The organism is Nocardiopsis moroccensis, assembly GCF_055763695.1.
Map to the genome: position 1 here is coordinate 4,315,540 of NZ_CP199747.1, position 18,526 is coordinate 4,334,065.

Annotated in this window: 11 protein-coding genes; 4 read left to right on the forward strand and 7 right to left on the reverse strand. The window is 72.3% G+C overall.

All coding sequences use genetic code 11. The features are described from left to right. Positions 1 to 88: 88 nt before the first annotated feature. Positions 89 to 2,935, reverse strand: a complete 2,847-nt coding sequence (locus ACUKCB_RS19120) for a glycoside hydrolase family 3 C-terminal domain-containing protein (protein WP_473036959.1) — start codon at positions 2,933 to 2,935, stop codon at positions 89 to 91. A 201-nt stretch (positions 2,936 to 3,136) separates the two neighbouring features. Here ACUKCB_RS19120 and ACUKCB_RS19125 point away from each other — a divergent pair, with 201 nt between their 5' ends. Genes ACUKCB_RS19125 through ACUKCB_RS19135 form a run of 3 tightly spaced genes read left to right on the forward strand, consistent with a single transcriptional unit; the run spans position 3,137 to position 6,724 of the window. Continuing rightward, positions 3,137 to 4,798: an extracellular solute-binding protein gene (locus ACUKCB_RS19125; RefSeq protein ID WP_473036960.1), complete on the forward strand. Its 1,662-nt coding sequence runs from the start codon at positions 3,137 to 3,139 to the stop codon at positions 4,796 to 4,798. Continuing rightward, positions 4,791 to 5,816 carry an ABC transporter permease gene (locus tag ACUKCB_RS19130; protein WP_473036961.1) on the forward strand — a complete coding sequence of 342 codons (1,026 nt, stop codon included), beginning with the start codon at positions 4,791 to 4,793 and terminating at the stop codon, positions 5,814 to 5,816. Before ACUKCB_RS19125 ends, ACUKCB_RS19130 begins: the two co-directional genes overlap by 8 nt. Beyond that, positions 5,813 to 6,724 carry a carbohydrate ABC transporter permease gene (locus tag ACUKCB_RS19135; protein ID WP_473036962.1) on the forward strand — a complete coding sequence of 304 codons (912 nt, stop codon included), beginning with the start codon at positions 5,813 to 5,815 and terminating at the stop codon, positions 6,722 to 6,724. The genes ACUKCB_RS19130 and ACUKCB_RS19135 overlap by 4 nt, the downstream gene beginning before the upstream one ends. A 5-nt stretch (positions 6,725 to 6,729) precedes the next feature. Here the strand turns inward: ACUKCB_RS19135 and ACUKCB_RS19140 are convergent, their stop codons facing one another. The 3 genes from ACUKCB_RS19140 to ACUKCB_RS19150 all read right to left on the reverse strand — a co-directional run bounded on the left by ACUKCB_RS19140 (position 6,730) and on the right by ACUKCB_RS19150 (position 12,377). Next, on the reverse strand, positions 6,730 to 7,014 hold the full coding sequence (locus tag ACUKCB_RS19140) for a type II toxin-antitoxin system Phd/YefM family antitoxin (protein ID WP_473036964.1): 285 nt from the start codon (positions 7,012 to 7,014) through the stop codon (positions 6,730 to 6,732). Between the two features lie 211 nt (positions 7,015 to 7,225). After that, on the reverse strand, positions 7,226 to 10,003 hold the full coding sequence (locus ACUKCB_RS19145; RefSeq protein WP_473036965.1) for a cellulose binding domain-containing protein: 2,778 nt from the start codon (positions 10,001 to 10,003) through the stop codon (positions 7,226 to 7,228). A 148-nt stretch (positions 10,004 to 10,151) separates the two neighbouring features. Next, on the reverse strand, positions 10,152 to 12,377 hold the full coding sequence (locus tag ACUKCB_RS19150; protein WP_473036966.1) for a glycosyl hydrolase family 95 catalytic domain-containing protein: 2,226 nt from the start codon (positions 12,375 to 12,377) through the stop codon (positions 10,152 to 10,154). Positions 12,378 to 12,425: 48 nt separating this feature from the next. Between ACUKCB_RS19150 and ACUKCB_RS19155 the strand changes: the two genes are divergently transcribed. Further along, entirely contained in the window at positions 12,426 to 14,462 is a 2,037-nt protein-coding gene (locus ACUKCB_RS19155; RefSeq protein ID WP_473036967.1) for a beta-galactosidase, read from the forward strand. Here the strand turns inward: ACUKCB_RS19155 and ACUKCB_RS19160 are convergent. The 3 genes from ACUKCB_RS19160 to ACUKCB_RS19170 all read right to left on the reverse strand — a co-directional run bounded on the left by ACUKCB_RS19160 (position 14,452) and on the right by ACUKCB_RS19170 (position 18,251). After that, complete coding sequence (locus ACUKCB_RS19160) at positions 14,452 to 16,419, reverse strand: glycoside hydrolase family 31 protein (protein WP_473036968.1); 1,968 nt, start codon at positions 16,417 to 16,419, stop codon at positions 14,452 to 14,454. The two genes, ACUKCB_RS19155 and ACUKCB_RS19160, sit on opposite strands and share 11 nt — an antisense overlap. A 112-nt stretch (positions 16,420 to 16,531) precedes the next feature. Next, positions 16,532 to 17,515 carry a LacI family DNA-binding transcriptional regulator gene (locus ACUKCB_RS19165; RefSeq protein ID WP_473036969.1) on the reverse strand — a complete coding sequence of 328 codons (984 nt, stop codon included), beginning with the start codon at positions 17,513 to 17,515 and terminating at the stop codon, positions 16,532 to 16,534. A gap of 364 nt (positions 17,516 to 17,879) precedes the next feature. Beyond that, positions 17,880 to 18,251 carry an STAS domain-containing protein gene (locus ACUKCB_RS19170; RefSeq protein WP_191275438.1) on the reverse strand — a complete coding sequence of 124 codons (372 nt, stop codon included), beginning with the start codon at positions 18,249 to 18,251 and terminating at the stop codon, positions 17,880 to 17,882. Positions 18,252 to 18,526: the final 275 nt, after the last annotated feature.

Sequence of the window (18,526 nt, forward strand, 5' to 3'; positions counted from 1 at the left end):
GGCGGGTACGGACAGGGGCCGTGCGGCACGGAGCGGCGGAAGGGGAGAGCGGGACCCGCCCGGGGCGGGGCCGGAGGCGCCGGACGGTTCAGGAAGCGACCAGGACCAGCTCGGATACCGCGGTGTCGGCGTCCTCCAGGACCAGGTACAGGTCGCACACCCCGGAGGCGCCGCGGACCGGGGTGCGGACCTCGGTGAAGTCGTGGGCGCCGTCGCCAGCGGGGACCGGCACCTGCGCGAGGACCTCCCCGGTGATCGGATCGCCCAGTCGCAACCGGACGGTGGCCGCCCGGGGCGCGTTGGCGCCCACCCGGAGTTCGGCGGCGCCGGCCCCCAGGTCCACGTCCCGGTAGGCCACCCACGCGCCGGCGGCCTGGGCGCGCACCGCGTCCCCCGGGACCGCGGTTTCGGACGCGTCCGGCTCCACCGGTCCGGGCTCCGGGGCGACGGGGCACAGCCGGACCCCGCGAGCCTCGTCGTACCGGTCCGCCGACCAGGCGGTGAAGGCGTCCCGGGGCGGGATCGGCTCCCCCGGGACGTCCAGGGGCACGGTGGCGACCACGTCCGACGCCGAGCGCCCCACCTGGACCTCCCGGGGCGCCTCCTCCACCACGAAGCGGTCCCCGATGGTGTCCCAGACCGCCAGTCGGTCCACCTCGAAGGAGACCGAGGCGACCTCGGTCCGCCCCGCGGCGACCCGCAGCCGGGCGAAGCCCCGCAGGGTCCGGAAGGGCTGCCGCACCCGGGAGTCCGTCTGCCGGGTGTAGACCTGCACGACCTCCTCGGCGGTGCGGTCGCCGGTGTTGGTGACGGGCACCTCGACGGTGACCCGATCGTCACAGACCCGCACCCGGGCCCGGCCGTACTCGACCGTGGCGTAGCCGAGGCCGTGCCCGAAGGGGTAGAGCGGGGTCCCTCCGAAGTACAGGTAGGTTCCGCCCGCGCCGATGACGTCGTACTCCAACAGGTCCGGGAGGTCGGCGGTGTCCCGGTACCAGGTCTGGGTGAGGCGCCCCGCGGGCTCGGCCCGGCCCAGCAGGACGTCGGCCAGCGCCCGCCCGTACTCCTGGCCGCCGTGCGCCGACCACACGATCGCCGGGATGTGGGCGTCCGCCCAGTTCACGGCGTACGGATACCCGCTGCACAGGACCAGGGCGGTGTCCGGGTTCGCCTCGTGCACGGCCCGCAGCACCCGCTCCTGCGCGGCGGGCAGGTCCAGGTCGGTACGGTCCTGCGTCTCCCGACCGTTGACCATGGGGTGGTCGCCCGCGACCACCACCGCGGCATCGGCCCGGGCCGCCGCCTCCGCGGCCGCCCGGGCTCCCGACCCCAGTCCCCCGACCCGGAAGAAGGTGCCCTCGGCGCCCTCGGGGCCGAGCCGGAGGGCGCCGTCCTCCGCGACGGTGACGTGACGGCCGGTGTGCACCTGGGTGAGCCGGACCCCGTCCGCCGACCGGGTCAGCAGGAAGGTCTGCCGGACCTCCCAGGTGCCCGGCCCCGGAGCGGTGCAGGCCAGGGCGTCGCCGGGGGCCTCGTCCACGTGGAGCCCGTTGGCCGCCGAGCGCAGGGCGTGCGCCCCGCCACCCCAGTCGAGGAGGTCGAAGAGGCCGGACAGGTCGGCGTCCTCATCCGACCGCTCCTCCCCCTGTCCGTGCGGGGCCCCGGACAGGCGGAGCCGCCCGTCGGCGCCGAGGACCACCTGGCCCTGGCCGGTCTCCAGGGTGATCCGGTCGGTGCCCTCGACGAACTCCACCTCGCAGTGCTCGGCCAGGCCCTGGCGCGCGGTGACGGCGTAGGGGAGGGTCCCGCTGTACCAGTCCTCCAGGACGGTGTCGCCGAGCTGTCCGATCACGGCGATCCGCAGCGGTGCCCGCAGCGGCAGGAGGCCGTCGTTGCGGAGCAGGGTGAGTGAGCGGGTGGCGGCCTCCCTGGCCAGGGACCGGTGCCCGGGGCAGTTCACGACCTCCTCCGGGACCTGCTCGTGGCGGGGTTCGGGGTCGAACTCGCCGAGGCGGACCCGGACGGAGAGCACGTTGCGGGCCGCCTCGTCGACGTCCTCCTGGCTGATCAGCCCGCGGTCGAGGGCCTCCCGCAGGTGGGCGAGGGTGGCCTCGGGGCGGTCGTCGTCCTGGGTGAAGCTGTCCAGTCCGGCGCGCAGGGCGTGCGCGTAGGCGGTGGGCCCGTCGGGGTGGAACCCCTGGAGCCCGAAGAGGTTGGCGGGTGCGTGGGCGTCGCTGACCACGAGGATCCGTCCGGGCGCGGCACGGCGCAGCACCCGGTTGATGAGCGGGCTCAGGTGCGCCGGCCTGCCGTTGACCAGGTTGTAGGAGGGCATGACCGCGAGTGCGGCGCCCTGGCTGAGGGCGGGCAGGTGGGCGGGGAGCTCGTACTCGCGCAGGACCCGGGGCGGCAGGTCGCTGGAGGTGGTGCAGCGGTCGGTCTCGTTGTTGTAGCCGAGGAAGTGCTTGACCGTGGGTGCCGTGCGCGGGCGCGGCCCGTCCCCGGCCAGGCCCCTGGCGTAGGCGGCGGCGAGGAGCCCGGTGAGCCACGGGTCCTCGGAGTAGCCCTCCTCGTTCCGTCCCCACCGGGGGTCCCGGAGCGGGTTGGTCACCGGGGCCCACACGTTGCGCCCGGCCCGGGGGTCCCGGCGGCGGACGGCCAGGAGTTCGGTGGCGGTGGCCTCGCCGACCCGGCGGAGCAGTGCCGGATCCCAGCTGGCGGCCAGGCCGACGGCCTGGGGGAAGACCGTGGCCTCACCGAGCCAGGCCAGGCCATGGAGCGCCTCGGTGCCGGTCCGGAACGCGGCGAGGCCCAGCCGTTCGACGGGGGCCTGGTACTGGTGCAGCAGACCCAGCCGTTCCTCGGGGGTCAGGCTCCGGATCAGGTCCTCGACTCGGTCCTCGGTGGTCTGTCGGGTGGGGTTCGTGGTGCTCATCAGGGGCGTTTCTCCCAGTCGGGACCGAGCCGCGTCGTACCAAAATCGAACCGCTTCGACTTTGGACCACAGAGGCCTTGTGTGCTAGATCACATTGCAGTAATTTGACTCTCTAATCGGCCAAGACAATTCATAGCAAAATGGCCTAGCGTTTCCTACCCCCGGGCGTTGGCGACCCGGCCGACCAAAGGAACGACCGTGATGTCACTCCCCCCGACTCCGGCTCCGAGCCGCCGTCGCTTCCTCAGTCTGATGGGCGCCACCGGCGCCACCGCACTCTCCGCCGGCATGCTCTCCGGCTGCTCCGGCGGGGCCGGCGAGACCGGCGGCGGGGGTTCGGCCTCCGCCGCCACCGACCTGAACGACCTGATCCCCACCTTCCAGCCCTTCGAGGCGGTCGTCCCCGACATCCCCGGGGTCGCGGGCGCCCCCGACGGTTTCACCGCCTACCCCGACAGCTTCGTCCGGGCCGCCGCGGACGTGCGGGGCTCGGGCGGCCACTACACGGCGATGACCCCCATGTGGGGCCCGGTGCCGCCCGGGCTCGGCAACAACTCCTTCTACGACCACGTCAACGATCGGATCGGCGCCACGGTCGAGTTCAACTTCCAGGACGGGAACACGATCATCGACAAGATGAACGCCGTCGTCGCCGGACGCGACGTCGCCGACATCACGATGTTCCCGGACTGGGTGATCAACCTGATCCCCCAGTTCAACCGGGCCGTCGGAGAACTCTTCGAGGACCTGACCCCCTACCTGGCCGGGGACGCGGCGCTGGCCTACCCGCTGCTGGCCAACCTGGACAGCGACGCCTGGCGTGCCAACGTCTTCAACGGGCAGCTCCAGGGGGTCCCCTGGCCCTCCGAACCCTTCAGCAACTGGATCCTGTACCGGCGCGACCTCCTGGAGGAGTACGGGCTCGCGGTCCCCGCCGACTCCGAGGAGCTCTTCGAACTCGGGAAGGAGGTCAACGACCCCGACAACAACCGCTGGGCCTTCGGCGACATCAGCCTGACCGCCCGGCAGATCTTCGGCGCCCCCAAACAGTGGCGGTACGAGAACGGCGAGCTGGTCCACATGTTCGAGACCGAGGAGTGGCGCGCCAGCGTGGAGTTCATGCGGCGCGTCTTCGACGCCGGACTCGTGCACCCCGACCTGGTGGCCCAGGGCGACAACGCCAAGGAGCTGCTCAACTCCGGCCAGATCCTCTTCAACCAGGACGGCCTCGGCGCCTGGCACGAGGCCTACGGCCAGATCCTCGGAGACAACCCCGACTTCCGTCTGGACCTGCTGCCGGCCCTCGGCCACGACGGCGGCGACCCGGTACTGCACCGCAACGACCCGTCCAGCCAGTCGGTGTTCGTCCGCAAGGGCATGGAACCGGAGCAGATCGAGGAAATCCTCGCCATCGTGAACTTCTGCGCGGCGCCCTTCGGCACCCAGGAGTACATGGACTACCGGTACGGGGAGGAGGGCGTGCACCACGAGCGTAACGAGCACGGCGCCCCCGAGCTCACCGACCTCGGAAACTCCGAGGTCAACGACGGCTACTACTTCATCAGCGGCCGTCCGCCGGCCATCACCGAGAGCCAGTACCCGGACTTCGTGGACTGGAAGACCACCTGGTACAACGACGCGATCGCCTACGCCGAGGACGACCCCTTCGCGGGGATCCGCATCCAGCGGCCCGACCGCTTCTCCGCCGCCGAACTGCCGCTGACCGACCGGGTGGAGGACATCATCCGGGGACGCGAGGACCTGTCCTCGCTGGACACCGCCATCGACGACTGGCGGCGGGACGGCGGCGAAGAGGGCCGGGAGTTCTACCTGGAGGTCCTCCAGGAACACGGCCGTGACTGACCGCTCCGGCGGGCCCGCGACCACCCTCGGGGCACCGGCCCCCGAGGGCGGGCGGGACGACCGCCGACCCGCACACCGCCCCCGGCTGCGGCCCCGGCCCAGGAACCGCCCCTCCCTCGGGGCCAGACTGCGCCGGGACTGGCAGCTGCTGCTGATGACCCTCCCGGCCATCGGGCTGCTGGCCGTCTTCCACTACGCGCCGACCCTGGGCAACGTCATCGCGTTCCAGAACTACAACCCCTGGGACGGCGTCCTCGGCAGCCCGTGGGTGGGGCTGGCCCAGTTCGAGCGGCTCTTCGGCGACCCCCGGTTCTGGAACGCGGTCGGCAACACGCTGATCATCGCCACCGTGCAGCTGGTGTTCTTCTTCCCCATCCCGATCGCGCTGGCCATCCTGCTCGACAGCGTGCTCAGCCCCCGGCTGCGGCTGCTGCTGCAGAGCATCGTGTACATGCCGCACTTCTTCTCCTGGGTGCTGGTGGTGACGCTGTTCCAGCAGATCCTGGGCGGGGCCGGGCTGTTCTCACAGATGCTGCGGCAGAACGGGCACGCGCCCCTGGAGATCATGTCCGACCCGGACGCGTTCCTGTTCGTGGTCACCTCCCAGATGATCTGGAAGGACGCCGGCTGGGGGACGATCATCTTCCTGGCCGCCCTGGCCGCGATCAACCCGAACCTCTACGAGTCGGCCGCGGTGGACGGCGCGGGGCGGTGGCGGCGGATGTGGCACATCACCCTGCCCGGGCTGCGCCCGGTGATCGTCCTGCTGCTCATCCTCAAGCTCGGCGACATCCTCAACGTCGGCTTCGAGCAGTTCTTCCTCCAGCGGGACGCCTTCGGCTCCGGTGTGTCCGAGGTGCTCGACACCTTCATCTACCACCAGACCCTGGTCACCGGGAACTTCAGCGCGGGGGCGGTGGCGGGCCTGACCAAGGGCCTGATCGGCCTCGTGCTCATCCTGATCGCCAACAAGACGGCCCACCGGATGGGTGAGAACGGAATCTACAGGCGAGTATGAGCACTCTCTTCAAGGACCGCCCCGTGTGGGCGGAGCGCCCGGGCCTACCGACGCGGCTCACGAAGAACGCCGCCCTGGCCGCGATCGCGACGGTCGTGATCCTGCCCCTGTACGTCGTGGTCCTGACCAGCCTGTCGCCCGCGTCCGCGGTGAACGCGGCGGGCGGCCTGGTGGTGGTCCCGGCCGGGATCTCGTTCCAGGCCTACGCCGACCTCTTCAGCGGGGGCGTGGTCACCCGTGCCGTACTGGTGAGCCTGGGGGTGACCCTGGTCGGCACGGCCGTGAGCCTGGCCGCGACCATCCTGGCCGCCTACGGGCTCTCCCGGCCGGGCTCGCTGTGGCACCGGCCGCTCCTGTTCGCCGTGCTGCTGACCTTCCTGTTCGCCCCCGGCATGATCCCGCTGTACCTGCTGGTCAGCGACCTGGGTCTGATCGACAGCTACTGGTCGCTGATCCTGCCGACGGCGGTGAACGCGTTCAACCTGGTGGTGATGCGCGCGTTCTTCATGAACCTGCCGGGGGAGATCTCCGACAGCGCCCGGGTGGACGGGGCCGGTGAGTGGACGATCCTGACCAGGCTCGTCCTGCCCATGTCCAAGGGCGTGACCGCGGTGATCGGCCTGTTCTACGCGGTCGGCTACTGGAACGCCTTCTTCAACGCGGTTCTGTACATCAACGACAACTCCAAGTGGCCCCTGCAGCTGGTGCTGCGCCAGTACGTGCAGCAGGGGCAGCAGATCAGCTCCAGCTCGGTGGTGGGCGAGGCGGTCCAGGGCACCGCCTCCGCGCCGAACCTGGCCATCCAGATGGCGATCGTGGTGGTGGCCCTGGTGCCGGTCACGTTCGTCTACCCGCTGGTCCAGAAGCACTTCACCAAGGGGGTCATCATCGGCGCCGTCAAGGGCTGAGGCCGTCAGGCCCCCTGCCCCCGGGCGAGTTCACGGACCATCTCCTCCAGGGAGACGGAATCCGCACGCCCTTCCTGCTCCGACTCGTCGGCGAGGCGGTTGAGCCATGCGTTCTCGGCGGCCCGCTCGATCCGCAGGAGACGCCGGTACTCGTCGGCATCGATGAGGACGGCCGTGGTCCTCCCCCTCTGGGTGATGAAGGTCGGGGTGTGATCACGACGTGCGCGTTCGATGGTGTCGGCGAGGCGGAGTCGCACCTCGGACACGGTCGCCGTCAGGGGCTCGTTCATGTCTCCAGGGTGCCGGATGTACATCCGTTGCCGTGGGAGTTTCGGGCCGGGCCGCCGTGGACGGTCCCGCGGCCGTCGGGTACTGCCGCGGACGTCCGGGCCACCGGTGACCACGGTCCACGGCCCACGGGCGGGGGCGGGGTCGCGTCAAGGGCCGGGAACCGTGCGTCCGGTTCCCGGCCCCGTGTGCCGGATGCTCCAGGTCAGCGGGTCAGTCGCACGCCTGACCGTTCAGCGTGAACCCCTCGGGCACGGCGGGTTCGCCGTCCACGAACCCGTTGAAGCCCACCGACACCGCCTCACCCGGGGCGATCCGGCCGTTCCACTCGGAGCCGGTCACCGTGACGGTGCTGCCCGTCTGGGTGTGGGAACCGTTCCAGAGGCTGGTCACCTCCTCGCCCGCGGTGAAGTCCCAGGCCAGCTCCCAGCCCTCGACGGCCTCCGAGCCGGTGTTGGTCACCGCCACGTCGGCCCGGAAACCGCCGGGCCAGGTGGCGCCGACGTCGTAACCGACCTCGCACGTGCCCGGACCCGCAGTGGGCTCCGGCGAAGGGCTGGGCGAGGGGTCGGGGTCCGCGGTGGGCGAGGGCGACGGGGTCGGGTCGGGGCCGGGCCCGCCGTCCCCCTCCACGGGGTCGCCGTAGACGATGCCGCGGCCGTTGGTACCGACGTAGACCCGCCCGTAGACGTCCGGGTCACCGGTGACCACGGACCCGGTCCAGCCCCACTGGTTGCGGTCGTCGTTGACCCGGACCCAGGTGGCGCCCGCGTCGTCCGAACGGAAGATCCCGCGGACCCCGTCGATCCGGGAGCTGGTGTAGACGGCCGGGTAGTCCGCGCCGGGCGGCGGCGCGCCGAAGCCGACCGCGTCGCCCTCGTCCACGGCCTCGATCCGCTCGAAGGTGGCGCCGGCGTCCGTGGTGCGCCACATCCCGTAGGTGCCGTCCTCGGCCCCGCCCGCGACCCACACGTCGCCGGTGTGGCCCGGAACCGCGCCGAAGCGGACGTTGCCCTCCGCGGGCAGGCCGTCGAAGCCGGAGGCGGTGAAGGTGGCCCCGCCGTCGGTGCTGGTGTGGAAGACCCCGTCGGCGACGGCGTAGAACACGTCCGGGTCGACCCGGTCGGCCTCCACCCGCGCCCCCTCGGGGACGCCGGTCGATGCGGTCCAGGACGAACCCCGGCTGGTGGAGACGTGCACCCCGGTGCCCTGCGGGCTCCAGACCACCGAGGAACCGTCGGCGGCGACGGCGACGGTCCCGCCGCCGGTCACCCCGCCGGGCTCGGAGCCCTGCCACCAGCTGTCGCCGCCGTCGTCGGAGATCCCGATGTGGGAGGTGGCGTCGTCCTCGGCGTCACCGGTGCGCACCACGAGCGAGGGTTCGAGTTCGGCGAAGTCCACGCTGGTGCCGTTGCCCCAGTAGGGCTGCTGGTGCATCCGGCCGGGGACCTCGTCGAGGTCGTGGTGGGTGAAGCCGCCGATGTCGGCCATCACCGACACCAGCGGGCCGCCGGGCAGGCTCGCCAGGTCGTGGATGGCGGTCTCCTCCAGGCCGTGGACCTTCACCTCGATGTCGAACGTGGTGTCGGAGTCCCAGTTGGTGAGGTTGTCGCTGCCGTAGACGGTGGCCCCGGTGCCGTACATGAACCGGTCGGAGTCGAACGGGTCGATCGCCATGGCCTGGGTCATCCAGCCGAGTTTGGGCTGGGTCTCGGGCGGTTCTCCGCCGCCGCCGAAGTCCAGCCAGGGCGCGGTGGAGATGTCCATCTCGTAGCGGTTCACCCGCTCCGGATAGGCGCCGTAATCCCAGGCCTGGGACCAGGTCTGGCCGCGGTCGGTGCTGCGGAAGATCTGGATGTCCGGCCACCAGGAGATCTGGGTGGCGACCATGAGGGTGTCCGGGTTCTGCCGGTCGATGGTCAGGCCGCCGTAGCCGAAGTAGTTGTCCTCGGAGTCGGAGGGGACCGGGCTGATCCTGGCCCACTCCTCCTCGGCGGTGTCGTAGCGCCACAGGTCGCCGGAGTCCCCGTCGTAGGGTCCGGGGGTGGACGTGGTGGCCACGTAGAGCTGGCCGCCCTCGTGGTCGAGCACACCGTGGGCGGGCAGGTGTCCCGTGGGCGCCCCCGGGACCGGTTCCCAGCTCTGTCCGCCGTCCCGGCTCCGGTAGACGGTGTTCTCCAGGTCGGCGACGCCCACGTAGACGTCCTGCGTGACCGAACCCGCCGAGCCCGTCCGCGGATCGAACTCCACCCAGGTCACCCCGGTGATGTCGTCGTGCACGCCCCACTCGTCGTCGGGGTCCTCGACGTAGTCGCCGGGGTTGGGGAACTCCTCGACCTCGGCCCAGGTGGCACCGTGGTCCGTGCTGCGCCACAGGCCGTGGCCGCCGCGGGCGCCGAAGTACACGACGCTGTTGTCGTTGGGGTCGACCATGAGGCGCTCGCCCAGGCCCCGGCCGGGCATGTTGCCGCCGAGTTTGAAGGGCAGCTCGGTGACCTCCCAGGTCTCACCCCGGTCGTCGGAGCGCAGGATGGCCCCGTTGTTGGGGTCCCAGTCGTTGGTGTAGGTCCCCGCGGCGGCGTAGACGCGGTCGGGGTCGACCGGGTCGGTGGCCAGGCTGACGATGCCGGTCCACCCCCACTCGTCCCAGCCGATCCAGTCGAGCATGGGCTGCCAGCGCTCGGTGCCGGGGTCCCAGCGGTAGGCGCCGCCGATGTCGGTGCGGGCGTAGGCGAGGTCGGGTTCGGTCTCGCTGAAGACGATCCCGGGGACGAACCCGCCGCCGGCGATCTGGGCGTTGTCCCAGGTGTAGTCGGTTTCGGCGGCTGCAGCGGAGGCGGGGGCCGCGGTCGTGACGCCTCCGGGACCGAGGAGGGCCGCGGCGACGGCGGCCGCGGAGAGGGCGGCGACCGCACCGGTGGCCGCCCTTCGCCCCCTCGCATCCTGGGAGCGCTTCCATAGTCGTTCGGGGGATGTCCTGGATCCGGGCATGAGCGGGACTCCTCGGTGTGGGGGTACTCCCGCCGACCCGTACGGGGGACTGCCTCCGGCGGGAATTGTGGTTGTCAGTGTGTATTCGCGATGACAGAACGTCAACGGGGGTTTCCGAGATTATTTCGAATCGCTTCGATACCGGAGCTCAGCCGTTCCGCAATTTCCCGTGCAGACGCACCGCTCCCCCCTCCGTCAGCCGAACCCTCCGATCACCGTCCGGCATACGGACCAGCAGCGGGCCGTCCGCCGTGGCCCGCAGGTCCACCAGGACCCCGTCCGGCCCCCACTCCAGCCGGTCCACCGCCACGCCCCCGCGGGCCCGCAGCCCCTCCACGCACCCCGAGGCCCACTCCCGGGGCAGTGCCGGCAGGACGTCGATCCTGCCCTCGGCCGAACCCAGCAGCATCGCCGCCACCAGCGCCGGGAAACCCCCGCCGATGTCCACGTTGAGGATCCGCCCCCGGTTGTGCGTGGGCACCATCGTCGGCCGCCAGTACCGTTCGGCCAGCAGGGACACCGCCTCGCAGGCCTCCTCGGCCATCCCCAGCGCCGCCGCGGCCAGCCCCAGTTGCACCAGCCCGAAGGCCATCTCGTCCGCCTCCTGCCCCCGCCACCAGGCCAGGCGGGCGCGTACCGCCCGGGCCGCGGCCCCGGCCAGCCGCGGGTCCGCGAAGGCCGGATCCCGCTCGTACCAGAGCGGATACAGGTGGGAGGCGTGCCGGTGCGCGTGCCGGTCGGTCTGCGCCACCGGCCCGGCCGTCCCCGCCCACTCGGACAGGCAGCCGTCGGGACCGATCCGGTAACCGGGCAGTCGGGCGGCCAGCCGGACCCACCTGCGGGCCCCGGGCAGCCCCAGGGCCCGGTGCGCCCGCACCAGATTGCGCGCCAGGTCGCGGACGGCGGCGATGTCCATGGTCGCGTTGACGCAGGCCTGCCCGTCCCCGTCGGCCGGAGTGTTCTCCGGCGAGTAGGAGGGGGAGAAGCCGTCCGCGCAGAGGAAGTCCTCGTAGAACTCGGCTGCCTCGGTGAGGAAGGGCAGGGCCCTCTCCCGCAGGAAGGCGCGGTCCCGGGTGTAGGCGTAGTGGTCCCAGTACAGGCGCGCGACCCAGGCCGCTCCCGCGGTCCAGCAGGTCAGGCACCACTCGGGGCCGAAGTGGTTGTGGCGTCCGCTGGTGGAGGCGTGCGCGGGCAGCAGGATCCCCCCGCACCCGTAGAGGCGCCGGGCGTTCTCCCGCAGGTCCTCGGCGAAGGCGTCCATCAGGTCGAAGAGCGGGGTCATGAGCTCGGGGGTGCCGGTGGGGTGCAGGCCGGCCAGGGCCGAGGGCAGGTTGCCGTCGAAGGTGTACCCCGAGCGCCAGGGCGGATCGTAGGTTCCGCTCCATACCCCCTGGAGGGTGGGCGGGAGGTCCCCGCAGGCGGAGACGACCGCGTACCGTCCCGCGTCCACCAGCCGGGCGATCCGCTCCGGGTCGGCCCCGCGGCCGTGGCCCGGGCCGGCGCCGTCCAGGCGCAGGCGGAACCGGCCCATGAGCTCCCCGTGCAGGGTCCGGTGCCGCTCCAGCAGCGGACCGGTCCGCTTCCCCGGAAGGACGGCAGGTGCCGGGGGCCGTTCGGCGCCCGGGGCGGCCACCTCCGTCCGGAGCACCAGGGTGAGCCGACGGACGCCGCGCACGGCGAGCCCGCCCCCGTCGGGTCGGACCGTCCCACCCTCGGAGGTGACCGCGCAGGTCACCGTGTACCCGGGCGCGGTGCCCGCCGGGCGGTCCGGGTGGGTCACGGTGAGCGAGAGCCGATCGGTCCCGGCGTCCGCCCGGGCCGACAGCGGCACCGGCGGCTCCTCGGGGAGCGTCCCCAGCGTGAGTCTGCCCTCCAGCCCCCGGGCCCGGAGGAACTCACAGACCACGACGTCGTCGGCCCGGGAGGCGAACACCCGGTGGAGGGTCCCGTCCGGCAGTTCCTCGGTGACCACCCCGGTGTCCAGGTCGCAGGACCTGGTGAGGGGGCCGGGGACCGGGCGGGCCGGAACGAGGGCGAGCTCCGCCGCCCCGACCAGGGGGTCGATCCAGTGGGTGCCCCGGTACCCCTCCCCCGCCGCCAGCGCGGTGATCCGCTCGGCCGCCGCCCGGGACTCGCCCCGGCCCAGGAGCGCGCGGAGCTCGGGCAGGATCGGGGCCGTGTGCGGCGCGGGCAGCGGCTCCCGGACCGGCAGGAAGAGGCGTTCGTGGCAGAGGGTGAGCCGGGTCCGGTCCGGCCCGGAGTGCACGAGCGCACCCTGGCTGCCGTTCCCGCTGATCAGAGCGTCCTCCCAGTCGCGGACGGGCGAGCGGGTGCGAATCGTTCGGCTTGGGGGGCTGTCGCTGGTCGGTGTCACGGGGCATCCTTACCGGGTCGTGTCAGCGGGTACGAGGGAGCGTGCGCCATGTCCGTGCTGTGGTTCGGCGGAGACCACAACCCCGAGCAGTGGCCGGAGGAGGTACGTGCCCAGGACATCGGACTGATGCACAGGGCCGGGGTGAACCTGGTGACGGTCGGGGTCTTCTCGTGGTCGTTGCTGGAGCCCCGCGAGGGGGAGTTCGACTTCGGTTGGCTGGACCGCGAGATGGACCGGCTGGCCGGGGCCGGAGTGGGGGTCGCCCTGGCCACGCCCACGGCCTCCCCGCCGCCCTGGTTCAGCGCCGCCCACCCCGAGGCCATGCCGGTGACCGCCGAGGGGGTGCGCCTGACCCACGGCAGCCGGGACACCTACGACGTGACCGCGCCCGCCTACCGGGCGGCCTGCGAGCGGATCGTCGGGGCGCTCGCCGAGCGGTACTCCGCGCACCCGGCCCTGCGGCTGTGGCACGTACACAACGAGTACGGCACGTGGTCGCACTCCGTCCACGCCGACCGGGCGTTCCGGGAGTGGCTCCGCGGGCGGCACGGCGACCTGGCGGCACTGAACGAGGCCTGGACGACGGCGTTCTGGGGTCAGCACTACTCCGACTGGGAACAGGTCCGGACCCCGCGAGCGACCCAGTACCTGGCCAACCCGGCCCACGTACTGGACTTCCGGCGCTTCCTGTCGGACGCGATGCTCGACCACTACCTGGCCCAGCGCGGGGTGCTCAGGGCGGCGAACCCGGCCGTCCCGGTCACCACCAACCTGGCCTTCGGCGACTGGGTCCCGGTGGACCCGTGGAAGTGGGCCGAACACGTGGACCTGGTGGCCGTGGACGACTACCCGTCCGGGACCGGTACCGAGGCCGCGGCCCAGACCGCCTTCGCCGCCGACCTCGCCCGTTCCTACGCCGCCCGCGTCCCCGGAGGGCGCCGCCCCTGGCTGCTGATGGAGCAGGCCGCGGGGGTCGTGTACACCCCCGGACGGACCGTCGCCAAGGCCCCCGGGGAGATCGTCCGGCACAGCCTGTCCCACGTGGCGAGGGGCTCCCGGGGCGCCATGTTCTTCCAGTGGCGGGCCTCCCGGGGAGGCTCCGAGCAGTGGCATGCGGGGATGGTCCCGCACGCCGGTCCCGATTCGCGGATCTTCCGTGAGGTGTGCGAGCTCGGTTCCCTGCTGCCCAGGGTCTCCGGGGCGGCCGAGGCCCCCGTCCCTGCCGACGCCGCCCTGACCTGGGACCCGGAGTCCTGGTGGGCGATGGGCGCGGCCTCCCTGCCCGACTCCGAACTCGACCACCTGAGCGCGGTACGGCAGGTCCACCGCGTGCTGTGGCGGTCGGGCCGCACGGTGGACCTCGTCCGCCCCGACCGGCCGCTGCCGTCGGTGCCGCTGCTGGTCGTGTCCTCGCTCTACCTGCTCTCCGACGAGGCCGCCGCACACCTGACCGACTACGTGGAGCGGGGCGGGACCCTGGTGGTGACCCCGTTCAGCGGTATCGCCGACCCGCAGGGAACCGTGCGCACCGGAGGCTACCCGGGCGCGCTGCGCGACCTGCTCGGTGTCCGGGTGGAGGAGCTGCGCCCCGCCCCGGACACCGAGCTGTTCGACACCGACCTCGGCCCGGTCCGCGGCTGGACGGAGGCGGTCCGCACGACCGGCGCCGAGGCGGTGGCCGTCCACCGGTCGGGCCCCTGCGCCGGGGAGCCCGTCCTGACCCGGAACCGCCGGGGCGCGGGGAGCGCCTGGTACCTGTCCGTCCGGTTGGACGACACGGCCCTGGGCGCTCTGCTGGCCGGGGTCGGGGCGGCGGGCGCCGGGCAGGACGCCACCGCCGCCGACCTGCGGCCCGAGCCCGGGTCCCCGTTCGGTTCGGACCCGGGCGTGGAGCTGGTGCGGCGCGTCGAAGGGTCCCTCACCTGGGTCTTCGTGCTCAACCACGCCGACGCCCCGTACCGGGTCGACCCGGCCGGGCTGGGACTCGCCCCCGGGGCCGTGGACCTGTTGACCGACACGGCGGCCGAGGGCCTGACGGTGCGGGGCGGCGGCGTGGCGGTGCTGCACGGTCGGCTCAGCCCGTGATCGGGAGGTCGGCCCCCTCCCTCAGCAGTACGGGAACCCGGTCCAGCGGCGCGTCGATCGTGACCACCCTGCCGCCCTGGTGGACGTGCCCCGTCCACGGGTCGGTCCAGGACGCCCCCGCCGGCAGGTAGACGTCCCTGGTCCGGGCCCCGTACTCGGTGACCGGGGCGACCAGCACGTCCGGGCCCAGGAGGAACTGGTCGCCCTCGCCCCAGGTGTTCGGGTCCTCGGGGAAGTCGACGAACACCGGGCGCATGGGCGGCAACCCCCGCTCGTGGGCGGCGCGCATCTGCTCCATCACGTAGGGGCGCAGCCGCTCGCGCAGGAACAGCAGTTCGCGCAGGATCCCGTAGACCTCCTCGCCGTAGGACCACACCTCGTTGGGGCCGCCGGACATCTGCGGGTAGAGGTCGTGCGAGAACGGTTCCCGGTATCCGTGCAACCGGGCCAGCGGGCAGAAGACCCCGTACTGGAACCAGCGGACCATCAGCTCGCGGTACTCGGGCGAGTCCTGGTCACCGCCGTGGAAACCGCCGATGTCCGTCGTCCACCAGGGGAGGCCGGACATGGCGACGTTGAGCCCGGCCCGGACCTGGGTGCGCAGGGAGGCGAACGTGGGGGCGATGTCGCCCGACCACAGGGCGGCGCCGTGGCGCTGGCTGCCCGCCCAGGCCGAGCGGCACAGGGTGATCACCTCCTCCTCGCCGGCGGCCAGCATCCCCTCGTGGAAGGCGCGCGCGTGTTCGAGCGGGTAGATGTTGCCCACCTCGGTGCCGGGGCCGGCGTGGTAGCGCAGGTTCTCCGGGTGGCCCGGTTTCAGCTCGGGTTCGCAGGCGTCGAGCCACCAGACCCGAATGCCCAGGGAGTGGTAGTTGCGGCGGATCCGCTCCCACAGGTACCTGCGCGCCTCGGGGTTGGTGGGGTCGTAGAAGGACACCTGCACCTGGGAGTCCACCCCCTTGTCGGCCCAGTCCGCGTGCACGGGGGGTCCTTGTTCGGTGGCGACGAGGTAGCCGTTGGAGAGCATCTCGGCGTGGTTCTCGCTGAGCGGGCTCACCGAGGGCCACACGGACACCATGAGTTCCACGCCCATCTCGCGGAGTTCGGCCACCATGGCCGCGGGGTCGGGCCACTCCCGGGTGTCGAACCTCCAGTCGCCCAGGTGGGTCCAGTGGAAGAAGTCGCTGACGATCACCGACAGCGGCAGGCCGCGGCGCCGGTACTCGCGGGCCACCGCCATGAGCTCGTCCTGGGTGCGGTAGCGGAGCTTGGACTGCCAGAAGCCGGAGGCGAACTCCGGCAGCATCGGGGGGTGACCGGTCGCGTCGGCGTAGCGGGACAGGATGTCGGCGGGGCCGTCGCCCGTGGTGACCCAGTAGTCGATCTGGCGGGCGCTGTCGCTCACCCAGCGGGTCCCGTTGTCGGCGAGCTCGACCCTTCCGGTGGCCGGGCTGTTCCAGAGCATCCCGTAGCCGCGGGAGGAGACCAGGAAGGGGATGGTGACCTCGGCGTTGCGCTGGACGAGGTCGATGACCGCGCCCTTCTGGTCGAACAACCCGTGGGTGTGCTGGCCGAGGCCGTGGATGCGCTCGTCCTCGTAGGCGCGGAAGCGCTGTTCGATCCGGTAGTAGCCGTTGCCGGTGGAGGTGTAGACGCGGGGGCCGGGCCACCAGAAGTGGGCGCGCTCCTCGGCGAGCAGCTCCGTGTCACCGCGGGTGAAGCGGAGCATGCCGTCGGCGCTCACCTCCAGGGTGAGGGATCCGCTGACCAGGACGGCGGTGTCACCGATACGCACCTCGGCCGCCCCCGGGGGGCGTTCCGTCAGTGCGCCGGGCAGGTCCTCGCGGATGTTGGACAGGGCGGAGCGGACACGGATGCCGTCGGTCCCCCACGCCTGGGCGCGTAGGACCTGGTGGCTGCCGCGCCACTCGAAGCCGTCCTCGATCTCGTTGAACACGTCGGTCCTTCCTGTAGGGGTGGCAGGAGTGTCGAAGCGCTTCGACAACGGGCCTGGCTCGGGGGTGGGAGGGGCGGTGGGCGGGTCGGGTGGTGGAAGGCCCGGTCGGGGCTCAGGTCCGGTGCGCGGTGCTGCCCCGGTCGGTCAGACCGGGTTCGAGCAGGGTGACCCCGGGCTCTCCGAGGCCGTCGATCTTGTCCACGAGCAGACGGACCGCGCGTCCGCCGAGCTCCTCGGCGGGCAGGTCCACCGAGGTCAGCGGTTGGGGAACGAGGGGCGAAGGGCCGATCACCAGGGCGGACAGCTCCGGAGCGCTCCGACCGTGCTCGGCGAAGGCGTCCAGGAGCGGCCCGACGGAGGGCTCGTTGTGCACGATGACGCCGGTGAGGTCCGGGCGCTCGCGCTGGAGGGTGTCCGCGACGTGGCGGGCGGACTCGGGCGTACAGGGATGGCTGGTGGCTCGCAGGCCCCGGCGCGCCACGGCGGCCTCGAAGCCGGCGAGCGTCCGCTCCGCGAAACCGGTGCGCCGCTCGTAGACCGAGGGGGGCTGGCCGACGAAGGCGACGTCCGTGTGGCCGAGGTCCGCCAGATGGTCCACGCAGAGCGCACCCGCGGCGGAGAAGTCGAGGTCTATACAGGTCAGGGCCTCGGTGTCCTCGGGGACCCCGATGAGCACGGAGGGCAGGCCGAGGGAGCGCAGGACCGGCACGCGCGCGTCGTCGGCCTCCACGTCCATCACGATGACGCCGTCCACCATGGCGCTGCCCGCGACCCTGCGCAGACCGTCCGGGCCCTCCCCCTGGGTGAGCAGGAGGACGTCGTGGTCGTGGGTGCGGGCGGCGGTGACGACGGAGACCGCGAACCGCATGGCCACGGGGACGTGGACGTCGTCCCGCAGCGGGACGACCAGGGCGATGACGCTGGTGCGGCGACTGGCCAGGGAGCGCGCCCCCGCGTGGGGCTGGTAGCCCAGGGCCTCGATGCTCTCCCGGACCCGGCGGGTGGTGGACTCCGAGATCGACCGCTTTCCGCTGAGGACGTAGGAGACCGTGCTCGGCGAAACCCCGGCGTGCCGGGCCACATCGGAGATCCGCACCGTGCCGTCCCGTCAGTTGTCGAATCGATTCGATGGAATGTTACGCACCCGGCCACCCTGGCGCAATGCCCTGGGCGGCCCCGGCCGGAACGAGCCTACCCGGGATCTGCGGGCCCTTCCGGGCTCCGCCCGTGCCGGCGTCGTAGGCCCCGGCCAAGCGCAGCGCCGGACCGGACGCGGCTCAGGGCGTCGGGCAGGGGGCGGGGAGTCGGCTCGGGCGCGGTGTCCGTTCTGGGTCACGAACCCGGGCGCACCGGGGCAGGCGAGAGGGACCCGTGTCCGCACGGGTGAGGAGGCGGGCTCGACTGTGGCTGTGACGCCCCGGGGCAGGGCGCTCGGAACGGCTGGCGGAGACGGTCGGCGGCTAACCGGCCTGGCGCTTGGCCTCCAGGGCCTCCATCGCCGCGACGGCGGTGGCGACGGTCTGGTGGACCGGAACCTGACGGTGCAGGCCGACCAGGCGGACGACCTTGGTGACGCGTTCGTTGAGAGCCGCCAACGACAGGGACCCGTCCAGCTCACGGACGTTCCGGTAGGCGTTGATGATGACGTTCAGCCCACTGGAGTCCATGAAGTCCAGGGCGGACAGGTCCAGGATCAGCCACGGACCGTGGTCCTCGATCGCGGTCCTGATGTGTTCCTGGAGGTCGGCGGCGGTCGCGATGTCGAGTTCTCCCTCGATCGCGACGATGACGCTGCGGCTTTCGAACCGCGTGCTCAGCCCGAGCCTGTGCACGTTCACTCCTCCCGGCCCCACGTTCAGATGGTGCGGGGCCCCTTCGCTTAACCATACGCAGCCCGGCCGGGAACGACTACCGGACCCGGCTCCACTCCCACAGAGCCGGTCCGGTGAGGGGAACGCCTGCGCGCCCGAGCGGCCTGGTAAGTCGTTGGACACACACGGTATAAGCGAACCGCCCCCACGGGAATGCCATCGGGCAAGAAATTTTCGCCTCATGGGCAAGAACCCCCGTCCAATGCCCCGGTATCACCCTTTTACCGTGGGTTATT

What these genes read in the sequence shown, in the direction of transcription:
- ACUKCB_RS19120 (WP_473036959.1), bottom strand. Translation starts at nt 2,935, where the DNA reads ATGAGCACCACGAACCCCACCCGACAGACCACCGAGGACCGAGTCGAG.
- ACUKCB_RS19140 (WP_473036964.1), bottom strand. Translation starts at nt 7,014, where the DNA reads ATGAACGAGCCCCTGACGGCGACCGTGTCCGAGGTGCGACTCCGCCTC.
- ACUKCB_RS19145 (WP_473036965.1), bottom strand. Translation starts at nt 10,003, where the DNA reads ATGCCCGGATCCAGGACATCCCCCGAACGACTATGGAAGCGCTCCCAG.
- ACUKCB_RS19155 (WP_473036967.1), top strand. Translation starts at nt 12,426, where the DNA reads ATGTCCGTGCTGTGGTTCGGCGGAGACCACAACCCCGAGCAGTGGCCG.
- ACUKCB_RS19135 (WP_473036962.1), top strand. Translation starts at nt 5,813, where the DNA reads ATGAGCACTCTCTTCAAGGACCGCCCCGTGTGGGCGGAGCGCCCGGGC.
- ACUKCB_RS19125 (WP_473036960.1), top strand. Translation starts at nt 3,137, where the DNA reads ATGTCACTCCCCCCGACTCCGGCTCCGAGCCGCCGTCGCTTCCTCAGT.